This is a genomic window from Streptomyces hamibioticus, from assembly GCF_047946815.1.
In the GTDB taxonomy this organism is placed as follows: Bacteria; Actinomycetota; Actinomycetes; order Streptomycetales; family Streptomycetaceae; genus Streptomyces.
Window position 1 is genome coordinate 5,945,034 of record NZ_JBKKQY010000001.1, and the last position, 16,351, is coordinate 5,961,384.

The 16,351-nt window shown below is 66.4% G+C and carries 12 protein-coding genes, 3 rRNA genes and 1 pseudogene; 12 read left to right on the top strand and 4 right to left on the bottom strand.

Annotation, left to right across the window (positions count from 1 at the left end):
• Positions 1–168 precede the first annotated feature (168 nt).
• From ACLGIH_RS26960 to chpE, 3 genes are all read left to right on the top strand, one after another.
• Positions 169–1,335 (top strand): GAF domain-containing sensor histidine kinase, encoded by a 1,167-nt coding sequence (locus ACLGIH_RS26960; protein WP_416527876.1) that lies wholly within the window; start codon positions 169–171, stop codon positions 1,333–1,335.
• Complete coding sequence (locus tag ACLGIH_RS26965) at positions 1,328–1,969, top strand: response regulator (protein WP_416527877.1); 642 nt, start codon at positions 1,328–1,330, stop codon at positions 1,967–1,969. Before ACLGIH_RS26960 ends, ACLGIH_RS26965 begins: the two co-directional genes overlap by 8 nt.
• Before the next feature lie 167 nt (positions 1,970–2,136).
• Positions 2,137–2,382, top strand: a complete 246-nt coding sequence (gene chpE / locus ACLGIH_RS26970) for a chaplin ChpE (RefSeq protein ID WP_416527878.1) — start codon at positions 2,137–2,139, stop codon at positions 2,380–2,382.
• A 140-nt stretch (positions 2,383–2,522) separates the two neighbouring features.
• Here chpE and ACLGIH_RS26975 read toward each other — a convergent pair whose 3' ends face one another.
• Positions 2,523–3,305 (bottom strand): hypothetical protein, encoded by a 783-nt coding sequence (locus tag ACLGIH_RS26975; protein WP_416527879.1) that lies wholly within the window; start codon positions 3,303–3,305, stop codon positions 2,523–2,525.
• 151 nt (positions 3,306–3,456) lie between these two features.
• Here ACLGIH_RS26975 and ACLGIH_RS26980 point away from each other — a divergent pair, with 151 nt between their 5' ends.
• From ACLGIH_RS26980 to ACLGIH_RS26990, 3 genes are all read left to right on the top strand, one after another.
• Complete coding sequence (locus tag ACLGIH_RS26980) at positions 3,457–4,254, top strand: ABC transporter ATP-binding protein (RefSeq protein WP_416527880.1); 798 nt, start codon at positions 3,457–3,459, stop codon at positions 4,252–4,254.
• Between the two features lie 54 nt (positions 4,255–4,308).
• Complete coding sequence (locus ACLGIH_RS26985; protein WP_416527881.1) at positions 4,309–4,740, top strand: NfeD family protein; 432 nt, start codon at positions 4,309–4,311, stop codon at positions 4,738–4,740.
• 93 nt (positions 4,741–4,833) lie between these two features.
• Positions 4,834–5,793, top strand: coding sequence for an SPFH domain-containing protein (locus ACLGIH_RS26990; RefSeq protein WP_416527882.1), 960 nt, complete (start codon positions 4,834–4,836; stop codon positions 5,791–5,793).
• Between the two features lie 157 nt (positions 5,794–5,950).
• On the opposite strand, the gene ACLGIH_RS26995 is transcribed toward ACLGIH_RS26990, so the two are convergent.
• From ACLGIH_RS26995 to ACLGIH_RS27005, 3 genes are all read right to left on the bottom strand, one after another.
• The gene (locus ACLGIH_RS26995) at positions 5,951–6,457 is read right to left on the bottom strand and encodes an HNH endonuclease (RefSeq protein ID WP_416527883.1); all 507 of its coding nucleotides are present in this window, start codon (positions 6,455–6,457) and stop codon (positions 5,951–5,953) included.
• A 220-nt stretch (positions 6,458–6,677) separates the two neighbouring features.
• The gene (locus tag ACLGIH_RS27000; protein ID WP_416527884.1) at positions 6,678–7,220 is read right to left on the bottom strand and encodes a YbhB/YbcL family Raf kinase inhibitor-like protein; all 543 of its coding nucleotides are present in this window, start codon (positions 7,218–7,220) and stop codon (positions 6,678–6,680) included.
• Positions 7,221–7,270: 50 nt separating this feature from the next.
• Positions 7,271–8,053, bottom strand: coding sequence for a sporulation protein (locus tag ACLGIH_RS27005; RefSeq protein WP_416527885.1), 783 nt, complete (start codon positions 8,051–8,053; stop codon positions 7,271–7,273).
• An 88-nt stretch (positions 8,054–8,141) separates the two neighbouring features.
• Between ACLGIH_RS27005 and ACLGIH_RS27010 the strand changes: the two genes are divergently transcribed.
• The 6 genes and pseudogenes from ACLGIH_RS27010 (at position 8,142) to ACLGIH_RS27035 (ending at position 16,288) form a co-directional block, all read left to right on the top strand.
• A complete protein-coding gene (locus ACLGIH_RS27010; RefSeq protein WP_416527886.1) occupies positions 8,142–8,783 on the top strand; it encodes a DNA-3-methyladenine glycosylase in 642 nt (213 codons plus the stop codon).
• 516 nt (positions 8,784–9,299) lie between these two features.
• Positions 9,300–10,828: ribosomal RNA gene (locus ACLGIH_RS27015) — 16S ribosomal RNA — on the top strand.
• A 304-nt stretch (positions 10,829–11,132) separates the two neighbouring features.
• Positions 11,133–14,252: ribosomal RNA gene (locus ACLGIH_RS27020) — 23S ribosomal RNA — on the top strand.
• Between the two features lie 104 nt (positions 14,253–14,356).
• Positions 14,357–14,473: ribosomal RNA gene (gene rrf, locus ACLGIH_RS27025) — 5S ribosomal RNA — on the top strand.
• The 16S, 23S and 5S rRNA genes sit together here, the layout of an rRNA operon.
• Before the next feature lie 381 nt (positions 14,474–14,854).
• A pseudogene (locus ACLGIH_RS27030) lies at positions 14,855–15,529 on the top strand (hypothetical protein); the annotation flags it as partial.
• A 27-nt stretch (positions 15,530–15,556) separates the two neighbouring features.
• Positions 15,557–16,288: a tetratricopeptide repeat protein gene (locus ACLGIH_RS27035; protein WP_416529485.1), complete on the top strand. Its 732-nt coding sequence runs from the start codon at positions 15,557–15,559 to the stop codon at positions 16,286–16,288.
• Positions 16,289–16,351 lie beyond the last annotated feature (63 nt).

The following is a 16,351-nucleotide window of genomic DNA, read 5'->3' on the forward strand; positions in this document are numbered from 1 at the left end:
CGTGAGCGCCGCGTGATCGGCGTGTCCTCACCGTAGGAACGGGGCCTTCCCGGCAGCCTCGGGCACGGGCAGCAATCCGGCGGGCCCTTCGGCCTAGGCCCAGCGGCCCAGGCGACGGCCGCCACCGGGCCGATCCGCGCTGTCACACCCCGCCGGTACCGTGAGGACATGAGTCACGGCCCCCGGTCCGGCATCGCAGCGGTGAGTTCCGCGCTGCTGGCCATGAGCAGGCATCTGGAGGTGCGCGACGTCCTCAAGACGATCGTCGCCTCCGCCCGCGAGCTGCTCGACGCGCAGTACGCCGCGCTCGGCGTCCCCGACGACCACGGCGGCTTCGCCCAGTTCGTCGTCGACGGCGTCAGCGAGGAGCAGTGGAAGGCCATCGGCCCGCTGCCGCGCCAGCACGGCATCCTCGCCTCGATGCTGCACGAGGCCAAGGCGGAGCGGCTGGCCGACGTCCGCATGGACCCCCGGTTCGGGGGCTGGCCGTCCGCCCACCCGGACCTCGCCGATTTCCTGGGCCTGCCCATCCGGGACGGCGACGAGGTCATCGGCGCCCTCTTCCTGGCGAACAAGCTGCGCCCTGCGGGGGAACAAGCGTGTCCGGAGCCCGAGGGCGGTTGCGGCTTCACCGAGGACGACGAGGAGCTGCTCGGCATCCTCGCCCAGCACGCCGCGATCGCCCTGACCAACGCCCGCCTGTACGAGCGCAGCCGCGAACTGACCATCGCCGAGGAGCGCTCCCGTCTCGCCCACGAGCTGCACGACGCGGTCAGCCAGAAGCTCTTCTCCCTCCGCCTCACCGCCCAGGCCGCCGCCCGTCTCGTCGACCGCGACCCCTCCCGCGCCAAGGGCGAACTCCAGCAGGTGGCCGCCCTCGCCGCCGAGGCCGCCGACGAACTGCGCGCCGCCGTGGTGGAGCTGCGCCCCGCCGCACTCGACGAGGACGGCCTCGTCGCCACCCTCCGTACCCAGATACAGGTCCTCGACCGCGCCCACTCCGCGCGCGTGACCTTCACCGGCCACGGCGTGCGGGCCCTGCCCGCCGCCCAGGAGGAGGCCGTGCTGCGCGTCGCCCAGGAGGCCCTGCACAACGCGCTGCGCCACTCCGCGGCCGAGCACGTCGAGGTGACCCTGGACCGGCGCGGCTCCGGAGCGGTCCTGCGGGTCACCGACGACGGCAGTGGCTTCGACCCGCGTGCGATCCGGCGGGCCGGACGCCACCTCGGGCTGGTCTCGATGCGGGACCGGGCGAGCGGGGTCGGCGGCAGGCTGACCGTGGAGTCGGCGCCCGGCAAGGGCACCACGATCGAGATGGAGGTCCCCGGTGGGTGACGTAATCAAGGTCCTGCTCGTCGACGACCACCAGGTGGTCCGCCGGGGGCTGCGCACCTTCCTGGAGGTGCAGGACGACATCGAGGTCGTGGGCGAGGCCTCCGACGGCGCCGAGGGAGTGGCCCGCGCGGAGGAGCTGCGGCCCGACGTGATCCTGATGGACGTCAAGATGCCGGGCATGGACGGCGTCGACGCCCTGCGCCGGCTCCGCGAGCTGGACAACCCCGCGCGGGTCCTGGTCGTCACCAGCTTCACCGAACAGCGCACGGTGGTCCCGGCCCTGCGCGCGGGCGCCGCCGGGTACGTGTACAAGGACGTCGACCCCGACGCGCTGGCCGGCGCCATCCGCTCGGTGCACGCCGGGCACATCCTCCTCCAGCCCGAGGTCGCGGGCGCCCTGCTCGCCGAGGAGCAGGGAAACCCCGGCCCCGGCAGAGCCGGTTCGCTCACGGAACGGGAGCGCGAGGTGCTGGGCCTGATCGCGGACGGCCGCTCCAACCGGGAGATCGCCCGTGCCCTGGTGCTGTCCGAGAAGACGGTGAAGACCCACGTCTCCAACATCCTCATGAAGCTCGACCTCGCGGACCGCACCCAGGCCGCCCTGTGGGCCGTACGCCACGGGGTGACCGGCTGACCCCGCCCGGGAGCTAAGCGGAGGCGGCAATTCGGAAGGTTCCCTTCCGGGCTGAGATTCATACCGTCGTGGGAATGTCCCTCACATGGCGTATCCATCCCGGGGCCCGGCCGTTCTCCAGTGCGTGCTGCGGCGACTGCCGCGGCAATCGCAAGGAGGGCTTGTAAGTGAAGAACCTGAAGAAGGCAGCGGCCGTGACGATGATGGCCGGCGGCCTGATCGCCGCCGGTGCCGGGATGGCCTCCGCCACCGACGGCTCCGCCGCGCACGGCGAGGCCGTGGGCTCCCCGGGCGTCGGCTCCGGCAACGTCGTCCAGGCGCCGGTGCACATCCCGGTCAACGCCGTGGGCAACAGCGTGAACGTCATCGGCGTCCTGAACCCGGCCTTCGGCAACCTCGGCCTCAACCGCTGACGCCAGTCCCCGTGCGCATCCCGACGCCGGTCGGTGTCCTCAGCCCGGCCGGCGCCTGAGGACCAGGCCGGTCAGGCCGGTGGGGTCCGGGGCAGAGCCCCCGGACCCCGCGTCGGCGCCGGCCGGCACAGCACGTCACCTCACCGCCGCTCCCGCTCCTCCACAACGGAGTTGTACGCCGCCACCTGCGCCCGCCGGGCCGTCCGCTCCACCGGCCGCAGGGCATGAGAGCGCGCGGCCATCTCGGAGGCGCTCACCGCGCCCCCGTGCCCGTTCTCGTACGCCAGCGAGATCAGCGCACCCACCCGCTGCGCCAGCTCCAGCACCCGTACCGCCCGCGGCGGATACCCCGGGGCCAGCACCTCGCGCCCCGCCTCCGCCCGCGCCCGGTAGGCGTCGATCGCCGCCTGCGCCACTGGTCCCGACGCGGCCACGTCCAGCCGGGTCAGCACCTCCGTGGCCTCCCTCAGCGCCTCCGCCAGCTCCCGCTCGGCCTCACCGAGCGACGGCACGTCCGCGGGCGGCGCCTCCCGCACCGGCAGGCAGTGCCAGACCACCTCGACATGCACATCGCCCTCGGGCCCTGCCTCGTGGACCTCCGGCACCAGCCCGAGCGCAGCGCCGTGACAGACCACAGCCTCCTCGGCCTCCAGCGCACGCTTGTTGAACTCCGGCGGTCCGCTCAGCCCCAGCGGGTGCCCCGGCGCGGGCAGGGCCACCCGCAGCCCGGTCGCCCCGAGCGTCCGCAGCCGCCCCAGCGCCAGCGTGAGACCGACCGGCGACGGCTCGCCCGGCAGCCCCTCCACCCGGTGCACAGCGTCCTCGTCGACGATCGCGAGCGCGGCGTCATCCGGAGCGACAAGTCCGGCAAGAAGGGCATTTCCCCAGGCGGCCATGCGCCCTGCACGTGGTTCCGAGAGCATGCCCCCACCCTAAGGACCGGACCGAGGGAATGGATGAGCCGACCGGTGGCGTAGATTTCTAGAGGGCTGCGCCCACCGGCGCGGCGACCCGAGCCCACAGGCGTACGCGACAGCCGGAACCGGCCACACTGCAAGGGGAGACAACGCGCTCATGAGCGATGTTCTGGAGCTTCAGGACGTATCCGTGGTCCGGGAGGGCCGGGCTCTGGTGGACCAGGTCTCCTGGTCGGTCAAGGAGGGCGAGCGCTGGGTCATCCTCGGCCCCAACGGAGCCGGCAAGACCACCCTCCTCAACATCGCGTCCAGCTACCTCTACCCCACCAAGGGCACCGCCACCATCCTCGGCGAGACCCTCGGCAGGCCCGGCACCGACGTCTTCGAGCTGCGCCCGCGCATCGGCATGGCCGGCATCGCCATGGCCGACAAGCTCCCCAAGCGCCAGACCGTCCTGCAGACCGTGCTCACCGCCGCGTACGGTATGACGGCCGGCTGGCAGGAGGAGTACGAGGACATCGACGAGCAGCGCGCCCGGGCTTTCCTCGACCGCCTCGGCATGTCCGAGTTCCTCGACCGCAGGTTCGGCACCCTCTCCGAGGGCGAGCGCAAGCGCACCCTCATCGCCCGCGCCCTGATGAGCGACCCCGAGCTGCTGCTGCTGGACGAGCCCGCAGCCGGCCTCGACCTCGGCGGCCGTGAGGACCTGGTCCGCCGCCTCGGCCGGCTCGCCCGCGACCCCATCGCCCCCTCCATGATCACGGTCACCCACCATGTCGAGGAGATCGCCCCGGGCTTCACCCACGTCCTGATGATCCGCCAGGGCAAGGTGCTCGCCGCCGGACCGCTGGAGCTCGAACTCACCTCCCGCAACCTCTCCCTCTGCTTCGGCCTCCCGCTCGTCGTCGAGCAGATCGGCGACCGCTGGACCGCCCAGGGACTCCCGCTCTCCTGACCCGCCCCCTTCGCGCCCTGTCCCCGCGACGGCCCGCGGACCTACCATGACCATGTGAACGACATCGACGCATGGGTGTGGTGGCTCGTCGCCGCGGCGGCACTCGGAATCCCGCTCGTCATGACCGCGATGCCGGAGTTCGGCATGTTCGCCGTGGGGGCCGTGGCCGCCGCGGTCGCCTCCGGACTGGGCGCCGGCCTCGTCGTCCAGGTCCTCGTCTTCGTCGTCGTCTCGGTCGCCCTCATCGCCGTCGTACGGCCCATCGCCGCCCGACATCGCAACCAACGGCCCCAACACGCCTCCGGTGTGGACGCGCTGAAGGGCAAACAGGCCGTCGTGCTGGAACGCGTCGACGGCTCCGGCGGCCGGATCAAGCTCGCCGGTGAGATCTGGTCGGCACGCGCCCTCGACGCCGGCCGCGCCTACGACCCGGGTGCGGAGGTCGACGTGGTCGACATCGAGGGAGCCACCGCGATCGTCATGTGACGGCACCTCAACAACCGTAGGATCTCTAGCCATTAGGATCTGCCGAGAGCGCCGACGGCGGAGCAGCGGGAGAAGGGGTACGGGGAAGCGACGATGCAACCTGTCATCATCGTCTTGATCATCCTGGTGGTGTTGGTCTTCATCGCCCTGATCAAGACCATCCAGGTCATCCCGCAGGCCAGCGCCGCCATCGTCGAGCGCTTCGGCCGCTACACGCGGACACTCAACGCGGGCCTGAACATCGTCGTCCCGTTCATCGACACCATCCGCAACCGCATCGACCTGCGCGAACAGGTCGTCCCGTTCCCGCCGCAGCCGGTCATCACCCAGGACAACCTGGTCGTCAACATCGACACCGTCATCTACTACCAGGTGACCGACGCACGGGCCGCGACGTACGAGGTGGCCAGCTACATCCAGGCCATCGAGCAGCTCACCGTCACCACCCTCCGCAACATCATCGGCGGCATGGACCTGGAGCGCACCCTGACCTCCCGCGAGGAGATCAACGCGGCCCTGCGCGGCGTCCTCGACGAGGCCACCGGCAAGTGGGGCATCCGCGTCAACCGCGTCGAGCTGAAGGCCATCGAACCGCCCACCTCCATCCAGGACTCGATGGAGAAGCAGATGCGCGCCGACCGCGACAAGCGCGCCGCCATCCTCCAGGCCGAAGGCGTCCGGCAGTCCGAGATCCTGCGCGCCGAGGGCGAGAAGCAGTCCCAGATCCTGCGCGCCGAGGGTGAGGCCAAGGCCGCGGCCCTGCGCGCCGAGGGCGAGGCCCAGGCCATCCGTACGGTCTTCGAGTCCATCCACGCCGGCGACCCCGACCAGAAGCTGCTCTCCTACCAGTACCTCCAGATGCTCCCGAAGATCGCCGAGGGCGACGCCAACAAGCTCTGGATCGTCCCCAGCGAAATCGGCGACGCCCTCAAGGGCCTCTCCGGAGCCATCGGCAACTTCGGCCCGATGGGCGGCGGTTCGGGCAACGGCGGAGCGACGACGGGCGGCACGGTCCCGGCCCAGGAGCGCCGGGAGAAGCCGTCCATCGACTAGGACGACCCCGGCAGCGGCTCTTCAGAACGCCGGGCGGCCCCACGCCCCAAGGGGCGTGGGGCCGCATCATGTGCGGCTCCGCCGCGCGGTGCGACCAGCCACGACGAAACCGGACCCGGCGATGCACATCAAGCATCAAGCTCTTACCGGGAAACTTTCACGCCGCGTCCAGGGACACCCACTCCGGCAGCGCGGCAAAGTCCTCCCGGCCCAGCGCCAGCAACATCGCGTCGGCCGGCGTGGGCTCGAACGGCTCGCGCAGCAACGGCATCCCCGCCTGCTCCGGCGTCCGATTCGCCTTGCGGTGATTGTCCTCCGCGCACGAGGCCACCGTGTTCAGCCAGCTGTCCTGCCCGCCCTGCGACCGCGGCACCACATGGTCCACGGTCGTCGCCCGCCTGCCGCAGTACGCGCACCGGTGCCGGTCCCGGACCAGCACACCCCGCCGCGACCACGGCGCTTGTCTTCGGAACGGCACCCTTACGTACCTGCACAGCCTGATCACCCGCGGCGCGGGTATGTCCACCTCGGCTCCGCGCATGCGCAGTTCGGGGTGGGCCTGCTCGACGACGGCCTTGTCCTGCAGCACCAGAACGACGGCCCGATTCAGCGTCACCGTCGACAGCGGCTCGAAGCTCGCGTTCAGTACCAGCGTGTCCCGCATCCAGCCCACCTCCCATGCGCACCGGCCCGCCCCCTGGCGGGCTTGGATCAACTCTGGCCGGGCACGCCGGGATGGACAACGCAATAAAAATGCCCGCCCCTGATCACTTCCAAGACCAGGAGCGGGCAAACGTTCCATGAACGCTCGGAGCTACTCCGCATTACTCCGAACTGCGCGGAAGTACTCTCGAACTGCTCGGAACTACTCGAACCACTGGGAACTACTCGGAATCGGCAGGCACCTCGTACTCGCCGATCAGCTGGGCCCGCGCGATGGTGTGGAACCGCAGATTGAAGCCGACGAACGCCGGAGTCGCCTCGGCGTCCGGCCCCAGCTTCTCCTGGTCCACGGCGTACACCGTGAACACGTACCGGTGCGGCCCGTCCCCGGCGGGGGGAGCGGCACCGCCGAAGTCCTTCGAGCCGAAGTCGTTGCGCACCTGGACGGCACCCTCCGGAAGCCCCTCGAACTTGCCGCTGCCCGCACCCGCCGGCAGCTCGGTCACCGAGGCCGGGATGTCGAACACCACCCAGTGCCAGAACCCGCTGCCCGTCGGGGCGTCCGGGTCGAAACAGGTCACGGCGAAGCTCTTGGTCTCGGACGGGAAGCTCTCCCACCGCAGGTGCGGCGAAGTGTTGCCGGCCGCGTAGACCTGAGCGTCCTTGAGCGTCGCCCCCTCCTGGACGTCCTCGCTCGTCACCGTGAACGACGGCACGGGCGGATGGAAGTCGTGGGGGAGCGGCCGCCGCTTGAGCTCGGTCACCTCGGTACCTCCTGATCGGGTTCGTTCAGTCGATCCCGAGCCTAGAGCCCTCAGAACCAGTTGCGCTTGCTGCCGACCTCGGACAGCCACTGGTTGAGGTACGCGGCCCAGTCGGTGCCCTGGTAGTCGTTCAGCCCGATCTTGAAGGAGCGGAAGGTGTCGCTGCCCTCGCTGAACAGGCCCGGCCTCTTGTCCATCTCCAGGACGACGTCCATCTCCCGCTCGTCGGCCACGAAGCTCAGTTCGACCTGGTTCAGCCCGCGGTACTGCTGCGGCGGGAAGAACTCGATCTCCTGGTAGAAGGGCAGCTTCTGCCGCGTACCCCGGATGTGGCCGCGCTCCATGTCCGCGTTCTTGAAGCGGAAGCCGAGCTGGATGAACGCGTCGAGGATCGCCTTCTGAGCCGGCAGCGGGTGCACATTGATCGGGTCCAGGTCACCGGAGTCCACGGCCCGCGCGATCTCCAGCTCCGTGGTGACCCCGATGTGCATCGCGCGCAGCGCCTGCCCGTCGATCATCGTGATCGGCGTCTCCCACGGGATCTCCAGCCCGAACGGCACCGCGTGCACGGCGTTCGCCTTCAGCTCGAAGGCACCGCCCAACCGCGACTTGGTGAACTCGATGTCCTGCTTGTACTCCTGGTCGCCGCTCTCCACCTCGACCTTGGCCTGCAGCCCGACCGACAGCGCCTCGATCTGCTGGTCGACGGACCCGCCCTGGATCCGCACCTCACCCTGGACGACGCCGCCCGGAACGACGTTGACCTCGTTCAGCACCGTGTCGACCGAAGCCCCGCCGGCCCCCAGGCTCGCGAGCAGCTTCTTGAACGCCATGTCTTTTCCTCTCCAGGCTTACGTCTGGTCCCTTGATCCCTACAAACGCATTCCGACCGTGACCGGTTCCGCGTTACGCTCGGACGGCATGATCGCGACTGCCGACCGTACGCCCCTGCCCAGGAAGTTCTTCGACCGGCCCATCCTCGAGGTGGCGCCCGACCTCCTGGGCCGCATCCTCGTCCGCAGCACACCGGACGGTCCGATCGCCCTCCGCCTGACCGAGGTGGAGGCGTACGACGGCCAGAACGACCCGGGCTCCCACGCCTACCGCGGGCGCACGCCCCGCAACGACGTGATGTTCGGTCCTCCCGGACACGTGTACGTCTACTTCACCTACGGCATGTGGTTCTGCATGAACCTGGTGTGCGGTCCCGAGGGCAGGGCGAGCGCCGTACTGCTGCGCGCCGGGGAGATCGTCGAGGGCGCCGAACTGGCCCGCAGCCGTCGACTCTCGGCCCGGAACGACAAGGAACTGGCCAAAGGTCCGGCCCGCCTGGCCACCGCCCTCGGCGTGGACCGGACACTCAACGGCACGGACGCATGCGCCTCCGAGGACACCCCTCTGCGCGTCCTGACGGGCACGGCCGTCCCCCGTGACCAGGTACGCAACGGTCCGCGCACCGGTGTGGCCGGCGAAGGGGGCGTTCACCCCTGGCGGTTCTGGGTCGCCGACGACCCGACCGTGAGCCCGTACCGGGCCCATGTCCCCAGGCGCCGCCAAAGTTGACGCGGCCTTGCGAGGCGCGTAACGTAGCCCGAGCCGCTGAACCGGGTACGGCGATCGCCTGCAGCCGGAGCGGCCAACCCACTACCTACGGTTTCCCCTCAGCGGGGGCGGATTCGGTATGCCTGCATGCCTGAATTCGAGTCCGTGGAGTTCGATTATGAGTCTCCGGGGGGAATCGGCTAACGTAGTGAATGCCGAAAGGCCGCCGGGCGGAAGTCCGAGGCCCAAGGCAATCCCCCCGACTGGGAATCGGATCGGAAAAGGATCTGATAGAGTCGGAAACACCGAAGGGAAGCGCCCGGAGGAAAGCCGCGAGAGAGTCTCTCGGGTGAGTACAAAGGAAGCGTCCGTTTCTTGAGAACTCAACAGCGTGCCAAAAGTCAACGCCAGATATGTTGATACCCCGTCTACCGGACCATTTTGGTCTGGTGGCGAGGTTCCTTTGAAAAAATACAGCGAGGACGCTGTGAACGGCCGGGGATATTCCTCCTGGCTGTTCCGCTCCCGTGAAAAGCATTCACGGAGAGTTTGATCCTGGCTCAGGACGAACGCTGGCGGCGTGCTTAACACATGCAAGTCGAACGATGAACCTCCTTCGGGAGGGGATTAGTGGCGAACGGGTGAGTAACACGTGGGCAATCTGCCCTGCACTCTGGGACAAGCCCTGGAAACGGGGTCTAATACCGGATACAACCACTGGGGGCATCCTCTGGTGGTGGAAAGCTCCGGCGGTGCAGGATGAGCCCGCGGCCTATCAGCTAGTTGGTGAGGTAATGGCTCACCAAGGCGACGACGGGTAGCCGGCCTGAGAGGGCGACCGGCCACACTGGGACTGAGACACGGCCCAGACTCCTACGGGAGGCAGCAGTGGGGAATATTGCACAATGGGCGAAAGCCTGATGCAGCGACGCCGCGTGAGGGATGACGGCCTTCGGGTTGTAAACCTCTTTCAGCAGGGAAGAAGCGAAAGTGACGGTACCTGCAGAAGAAGCGCCGCTAACTACGTGCCAGCAGCCGCGGTAATACGTAGGGCGCAAGCGTTGTCCGGAATTATTGGGCGTAAAGAGCTCGTAGGCGGCTTGTCACGTCGGTTGTGAAAGCCCGGGGCTTAACCCCGGGTCTGCAGTCGATACGGGCAGGCTAGAGTTCGGTAGGGGAGATCGGAATTCCTGGTGTAGCGGTGAAATGCGCAGATATCAGGAGGAACACCGGTGGCGAAGGCGGATCTCTGGGCCGATACTGACGCTGAGGAGCGAAAGCGTGGGGAGCGAACAGGATTAGATACCCTGGTAGTCCACGCCGTAAACGGTGGGCACTAGGTGTGGGCAACATTCCACGTTGTCCGTGCCGCAGCTAACGCATTAAGTGCCCCGCCTGGGGAGTACGGCCGCAAGGCTAAAACTCAAAGGAATTGACGGGGGCCCGCACAAGCGGCGGAGCATGTGGCTTAATTCGACGCAACGCGAAGAACCTTACCAAGGCTTGACATACACCGGAAACATCCAGAGATGGGTGCCCCCTTGTGGTCGGTGTACAGGTGGTGCATGGCTGTCGTCAGCTCGTGTCGTGAGATGTTGGGTTAAGTCCCGCAACGAGCGCAACCCTTGTCCCGTGTTGCCAGCAGGCCCTTGTGGTGCTGGGGACTCACGGGAGACCGCCGGGGTCAACTCGGAGGAAGGTGGGGACGACGTCAAGTCATCATGCCCCTTATGTCTTGGGCTGCACACGTGCTACAATGGCCGGTACAATGAGCTGCGATACCGCGAGGTGGAGCGAATCTCAAAAAGCCGGTCTCAGTTCGGATTGGGGTCTGCAACTCGACCCCATGAAGTCGGAGTCGCTAGTAATCGCAGATCAGCATTGCTGCGGTGAATACGTTCCCGGGCCTTGTACACACCGCCCGTCACGTCACGAAAGTCGGTAACACCCGAAGCCGGTGGCCCAACCCCCTTGTGGGGAGGGAGCTGTCGAAGGTGGGACTGGCGATTGGGACGAAGTCGTAACAAGGTAGCCGTACCGGAAGGTGCGGCTGGATCACCTCCTTTCTAAGGAGCACTTCTAGGCTGCCTCGGCAGTCCAGAGGCCAGTACATCAGCGAGTGTCTGATGCTGGTTGCTCATGGGTGGAACGTTGACTACTCGGCACACTTGACCGGCTCTTTTTCCTAGTACTGCTTCGGCGTGGAACGGAACGGAGAGTGGTGAGGGTGTCGGGCACGCTGTTGGGTATCTGAGGGTACGGCCGTGTGGCTGCCTTCAGTTGCCGGCCCCAGTGCACTCGGGAGTTTTTTCCGGGGTGATGGGTGGTTGGTCGTTGTTTGAGAACTGCACAGTGGACGCGAGCATCTGTGGCCAAGTTTTTAAGGGCGCACGGTGGATGCCTTGGCACCAGGAACCGATGAAGGACGTGGGAGGCCACGATAGGCCCCGGGGAGTCGTCAACCAGGCTTTGATCCGGGGGTGTCCGAATGGGGAAACCCGGCAGTCGTCATGGGCTGTCACCCGCTGCTGAACACATAGGCAGTGTGGAGGGAACGCGGGGAAGTGAAACATCTCAGTACCCGCAGGAAGAGAAAACAACCGTGATTCCGGGAGTAGTGGCGAGCGAAACTGGATGAGGCTAAACCGTATACGTGTGAGACCCGGCAGGGGTTGCGTGTACGGGGTTGTGGGATCTCTCTTCCACGGTCTGCTTACCGTGGGACGAGTCAGAAACCGTTGATGTAGGCGAAGGACATGCGAAAGGTCCGGCGTAGAGGGTAAGACCCCCGTAGTCGAAACGTCAGCGGCTCGTTTGAGAGACACCCAAGTAGCACGGGGCCCGAGAAATCCCGTGTGAATCTGGCGGGACCACCCGCTAAGCCTAAATATTCCCTGGTGACCGATAGCGGATAGTACCGTGAGGGAATGGTGAAAAGTACCCCGGGAGGAGTGAAATAGTACCTGAAACCGTGTGCCTACAAGCCGTGGGAGCGTCGCTGATGGGCTTGCTCATCAGTCGTGACTGCGTGCCTTTTGAAGAATGAGCCTGCGAGTTTGCGGTGTGTTGCGAGGTTAACCCGGGTGGGGTAGCCGTAGCGAAAGCGAGTCCGAATAGGGCGTTTTTAGTAGCACGCTCAAGACCCGAAGCGGAGTGATCTAGCCATGGGCAGGTTGAAGCGGAGGTAAGACTTCGTGGAGGACCGAACCCACCAGGGTTGAAAACCTGGGGGATGACCTGTGGTTAGGGGTGAAAGGCCAATCAAACTCCGTGATAGCTGGTTCTCCCCGAAATGCATTTAGGTGCAGCGTCGTGTGTTTCTTGCCGGAGGTAGAGCACTGGATAGGCGATGGGCCCTACCGGGTTACTGACCTTAGCCAAACTCCGAATGCCGGTAAGTGAGAGCGCGGCAGTGAGACTGTGGGGGATAAGCTCCATGGTCGAGAGGGAAACAGCCCAGAGCATCGACTAAGGCCCCTAAGCGTACGCTAAGTGGGAAAGGATGTGGAGTCGCAGAGACAACCAGGAGGTTGGCTTAGAAGCAGCCACCCTTGAAAGAGTGCGTAATAGCTCACTGGTCAAGTGATTCCGCGCCGACAATGTAGCGGGGCTCAAGCGTACCGCCGAAGTCGTGTCATTCACATATTAGCCCCAACGGGTGTGTGGATGGGTAGGGGAGCGTCGTCTGCCGGGTGAAGCAGCCGCGTAAGCGAGTTGTGGACGGTTGACGAGTGAGAATGCAGGCATGAGTAGCGATACAAACGTGGGAAACGTTTGCGCCGATTGACTAAGGGTTCCTGGGTCAAGCTGATCTGCCCAGGGTAAGTCGGGACCTAAGGCGAGGCCGACAGGCGTAGTCGATGGATAACCGGTTGATATTCCGGTACCCGCTGTGAAGCGTCAAACATCGAATCCAGTGATGCTAAGCCCGTGAAGCCGTCGGCTGAGTCTTCGGACGAGGTCGGAGTGGTGGAGCCGGTGACCCGAGCTGGTAGTAGGTGAGTGATGGGGTGACGCAGGAAGGTAGTCCATCCCGGGCGGTGGTTGTCCCGGGGTAAGGGTGTAGGACGTCAGGTAGGTAAATCCGCCTGGCAATAGTCTGAGACCTGATGCCGAGCCGATTGTGGTGAAGTGGATGATCCTATGCTGTCGAGAAAAGCCTCTAGCGAGTTTCATGGCGGCCCGTACCCTAAACCGACTCAGGTGGTCAGGTAGAGAATACCGAGGCGTTCGGGTGAACTATGGTTAAGGAACTCGGCAAAATGCCCCCGTAACTTCGGGAGAAGGGGGCCATTTCTGGTGATGAGTCTTGCACTCTGAGCTGGGGGTGGCCGCAGAGACCAGCGAGAAGCGACTGTTTACTAAAAACACAGGTCCGTGCGAAGCCGTAAGGCGATGTATACGGACTGACGCCTGCCCGGTGCTGGAACGTTAAGGGGACCGGTTAGTCACTCTTCGGGGTGGCGAAGCTGAGAACTTAAGCGCCAGTAAACGGCGGTGGTAACTATAACCATCCTAAGGTAGCGAAATTCCTTGTCGGGTAAGTTCCGACCTGCACGAATGGCGTAACGACTTCTCGACTGTCTCAACCATAGGCCCGGTGAAATTGCACTACGAGTAAAGATGCTCGTTTCGCGCAGCAGGACGGAAAGACCCCGGGACCTTTACTACAGTTTGATATTGGTGTTCGGTTCGGCTTGTGTAGGATAGCTGGGAGACTGTGAAGCTCGCACGCCAGTGTGGGTGGAGTCGTCGTTGAAATACCAGTCTGGTCGTGCTGGATGTCTAACCTGGGTCCGTGATCCGGATCAGGGACAGTGTCTGATGGGTAGTTTAACTGGGGCGGTTGCCTCCTAAAGGGTAACGGAGGCGCCCAAAGGTTCCCTCAGCCTGGTTGGTAATCAGGTGTTGAGTGTAAGTGCACAAGGGAGCTTGACTGTGAGACCGACGGGTCGAGCAGGGACGAAAGTCGGGACTAGTGATCCGGCGGTGGCTTGTGGAAGCGCCGTCGCTCAACGGATAAAAGGTACCCCGGGGATAACAGGCTGATCTTCCCCAAGAGTCCATATCGACGGGATGGTTTGGCACCTCGATGTCGGCTCGTCGCATCCTGGGGCTGGAGTCGGTCCCAAGGGTTGGGCTGTTCGCCCATTAAAGCGGTACGCGAGCTGGGTTTAGAACGTCGTGAGACAGTTCGGTCCCTATCCGCTGTGCGCGTAGGAGTCTTGAGAAGGGCTGTCCCTAGTACGAGAGGACCGGGACGGACGAACCTCTGGTGTGCCAGTTGTCCTGCCAAGGGCATGGCTGGTTGGCTACGTTCGGGAGGGATAACCGCTGAAAGCATCTAAGCGGGAAGCCTGCTTCGAGATGAGGACTCCCACCCACTTGATGGGGTAAGGCTCCCAGTAGACGACTGGGTTGATAGGCCAGATATGGAAGCCGGGTAACCGGTGGAGTTGACTGGTACTAATAGGCCGAGGGCTTGTCCTCAGTTGCTCGCGTCCACTGTGTTAGTTCTGAGACAACGACCGTTGTCGGCTTTGAGCAGAACGTACAAATGAAGAGTGTGCTTGTTCGCTCGAAACCATTAGGGTTTCGGTGGTCATAGCGTAGGGGAAACGCCCGGTTACATTCCGAACCCGGAAGCTAAGCCTTACAGCGCCGATGGTACTGCAGGGGGGACCCTGTGGGAGAGTAGGACGCCGCCGAACAATCTTTGGAAGGACCCCTGGTCACCAGCGTTCAGCTGGGACCAGGGGTCCTTTTCTATATGCTTGCAGTACCGAAGACAGGAGTCACCGATGTCCACCAACTCTCCCGACGACCGACCGGAGCGCGACCAGCGGCGACGGGACAGTGGTGCTCGCGGTGACCGTAGCGACCGCGGTGACCGTGGCGGTCAGGGCGGAGCCCGGGGTGGTTTCCGCCGTGACGACAACCGCGGCGGCGGCTACGGCCGGCGCGACGACCGTGGAAGCCGGCCTCCCTTCCGCCGTGACGACCGCGACGACCGCGGGGATCGCGGTGAGCGTGGGGGGTTCCGTCGGGATGACAGCCGCAGCGGCGGTTACGCGGGTCGGCGTGACGACCGCCGGGGGGACGACCGCGGGCAGCGCGGCGGCTTCCGGCGTGACGACCGCCGGGACGACCGCGACCGCCGGGACGATCGCCGGGACGACCGGCGCGATGACCGCGACCGTGGCTTCCGGCGTGACGAGCGCCGCGACGACCGGGGTAGCTTCCGGCGTGACGAGCGGGACCGGCGTGATGACCGCGGAGGTTTCCGCCGGGATGACCGTCGGGACGATCGGCGTGATGATCGCGGCGGCTTCCGCCGGGACGACCGGCGTGACGAGCGTCGGGACGATCGCGACCGTGGCTTCCGGCGTGACGACCGCCGGGACGACCGCGACCGCCGGGACGATCGCCGGGACGACCGGCGCGATGACCGCGACCGTGGCTTCCGGCGTGACGAGCGGCGCGACGACCGGGGCGGCTTCCGCCGGGACGAGCGGCGGGACGACCGCGACCGCCGGGATGATCGCCGGGACGACCGCCGGGGTGACGACCGCGGTGGACGCGGTGGCTTCCGGCGTGACGACAACCGGGGCGGGGGCGAGCGCGGCGGCTTCCGCGGCCGGGACGACCGTGGCGACCGTGGACCCCGGCGGGACGACCGTGGTGGGCGTCCCGGTGGCTTCCGCGGGCGTGACGACCGGCGTGACGATCGGCGCGGTGGAGGCCGGTTCCGTGAGGACCGGGAGCGGGACCGGAACCGCGAGCCGATCAAGCGGCTGCCGATCCCGGAGGATGTCACCGGCGACGAGATCGACAAGGACGTACGCCAGGAACTGCAGAGTCTGCCGAAGACGCTCGCGGAGGACGTCGCCAAGAACCTCGTGATGGTCGCCCGGCTCATCGACGAGGACCCCGAGGGCGCCTACGCCTACTCCAGGGTGGCACTGCGGCTGGCGTCCCGTGTCGCCGCCGTACGCGAGGCGGCCGGGTTCGCCGCGTACGCGAGCCAGAAGTACGCCGAGGCCCTGGCCGAGTTCCGGGCCGCGCGGCGGATGACGGGCACCGTCGACCTGTGGCCGGTGATGGCCGACTGCGAGCGCGGGCTCGGCCGGCCGGAGAAGGCGCTGGACATGGCCGGCGCTCCGGAGGTGCAGAAGCTCGACAAGGCCGGGCAGGTCGAGATGCGGCTCGTGGCGGCCGGCGCCCGGCGGGACATGGACCAGTTGGACGCGGCCATCGTGACGTTGCAGAGCCCGGAGCTGGCGTCCAACGCCGTACAGCCGTGGACGGCGAGGCTGCGGTACGCGTACGCCGACGCGCTGCTGGCCGCCGGCCGGGACCGTGAGGCGCGGGAGTGGTTCGCGAAGGCCGTGGAGTCCGACCGGGACGGCAGCACGGACGCCTCCGACCGGCTTGCCGAGCTGGACGGTGTGGAGTTCGTGGACGCCCTGGAGGAGAACGAGGGCGAAGGCGAGGGCGAGTCGGCGGCGGAGCCGGAGAAGGACTGACGTCTGGCGTGTGACGTGTGACCTGTGACGGCGAAGGGGCGGAACCATGCGGTTCCGCCCCTT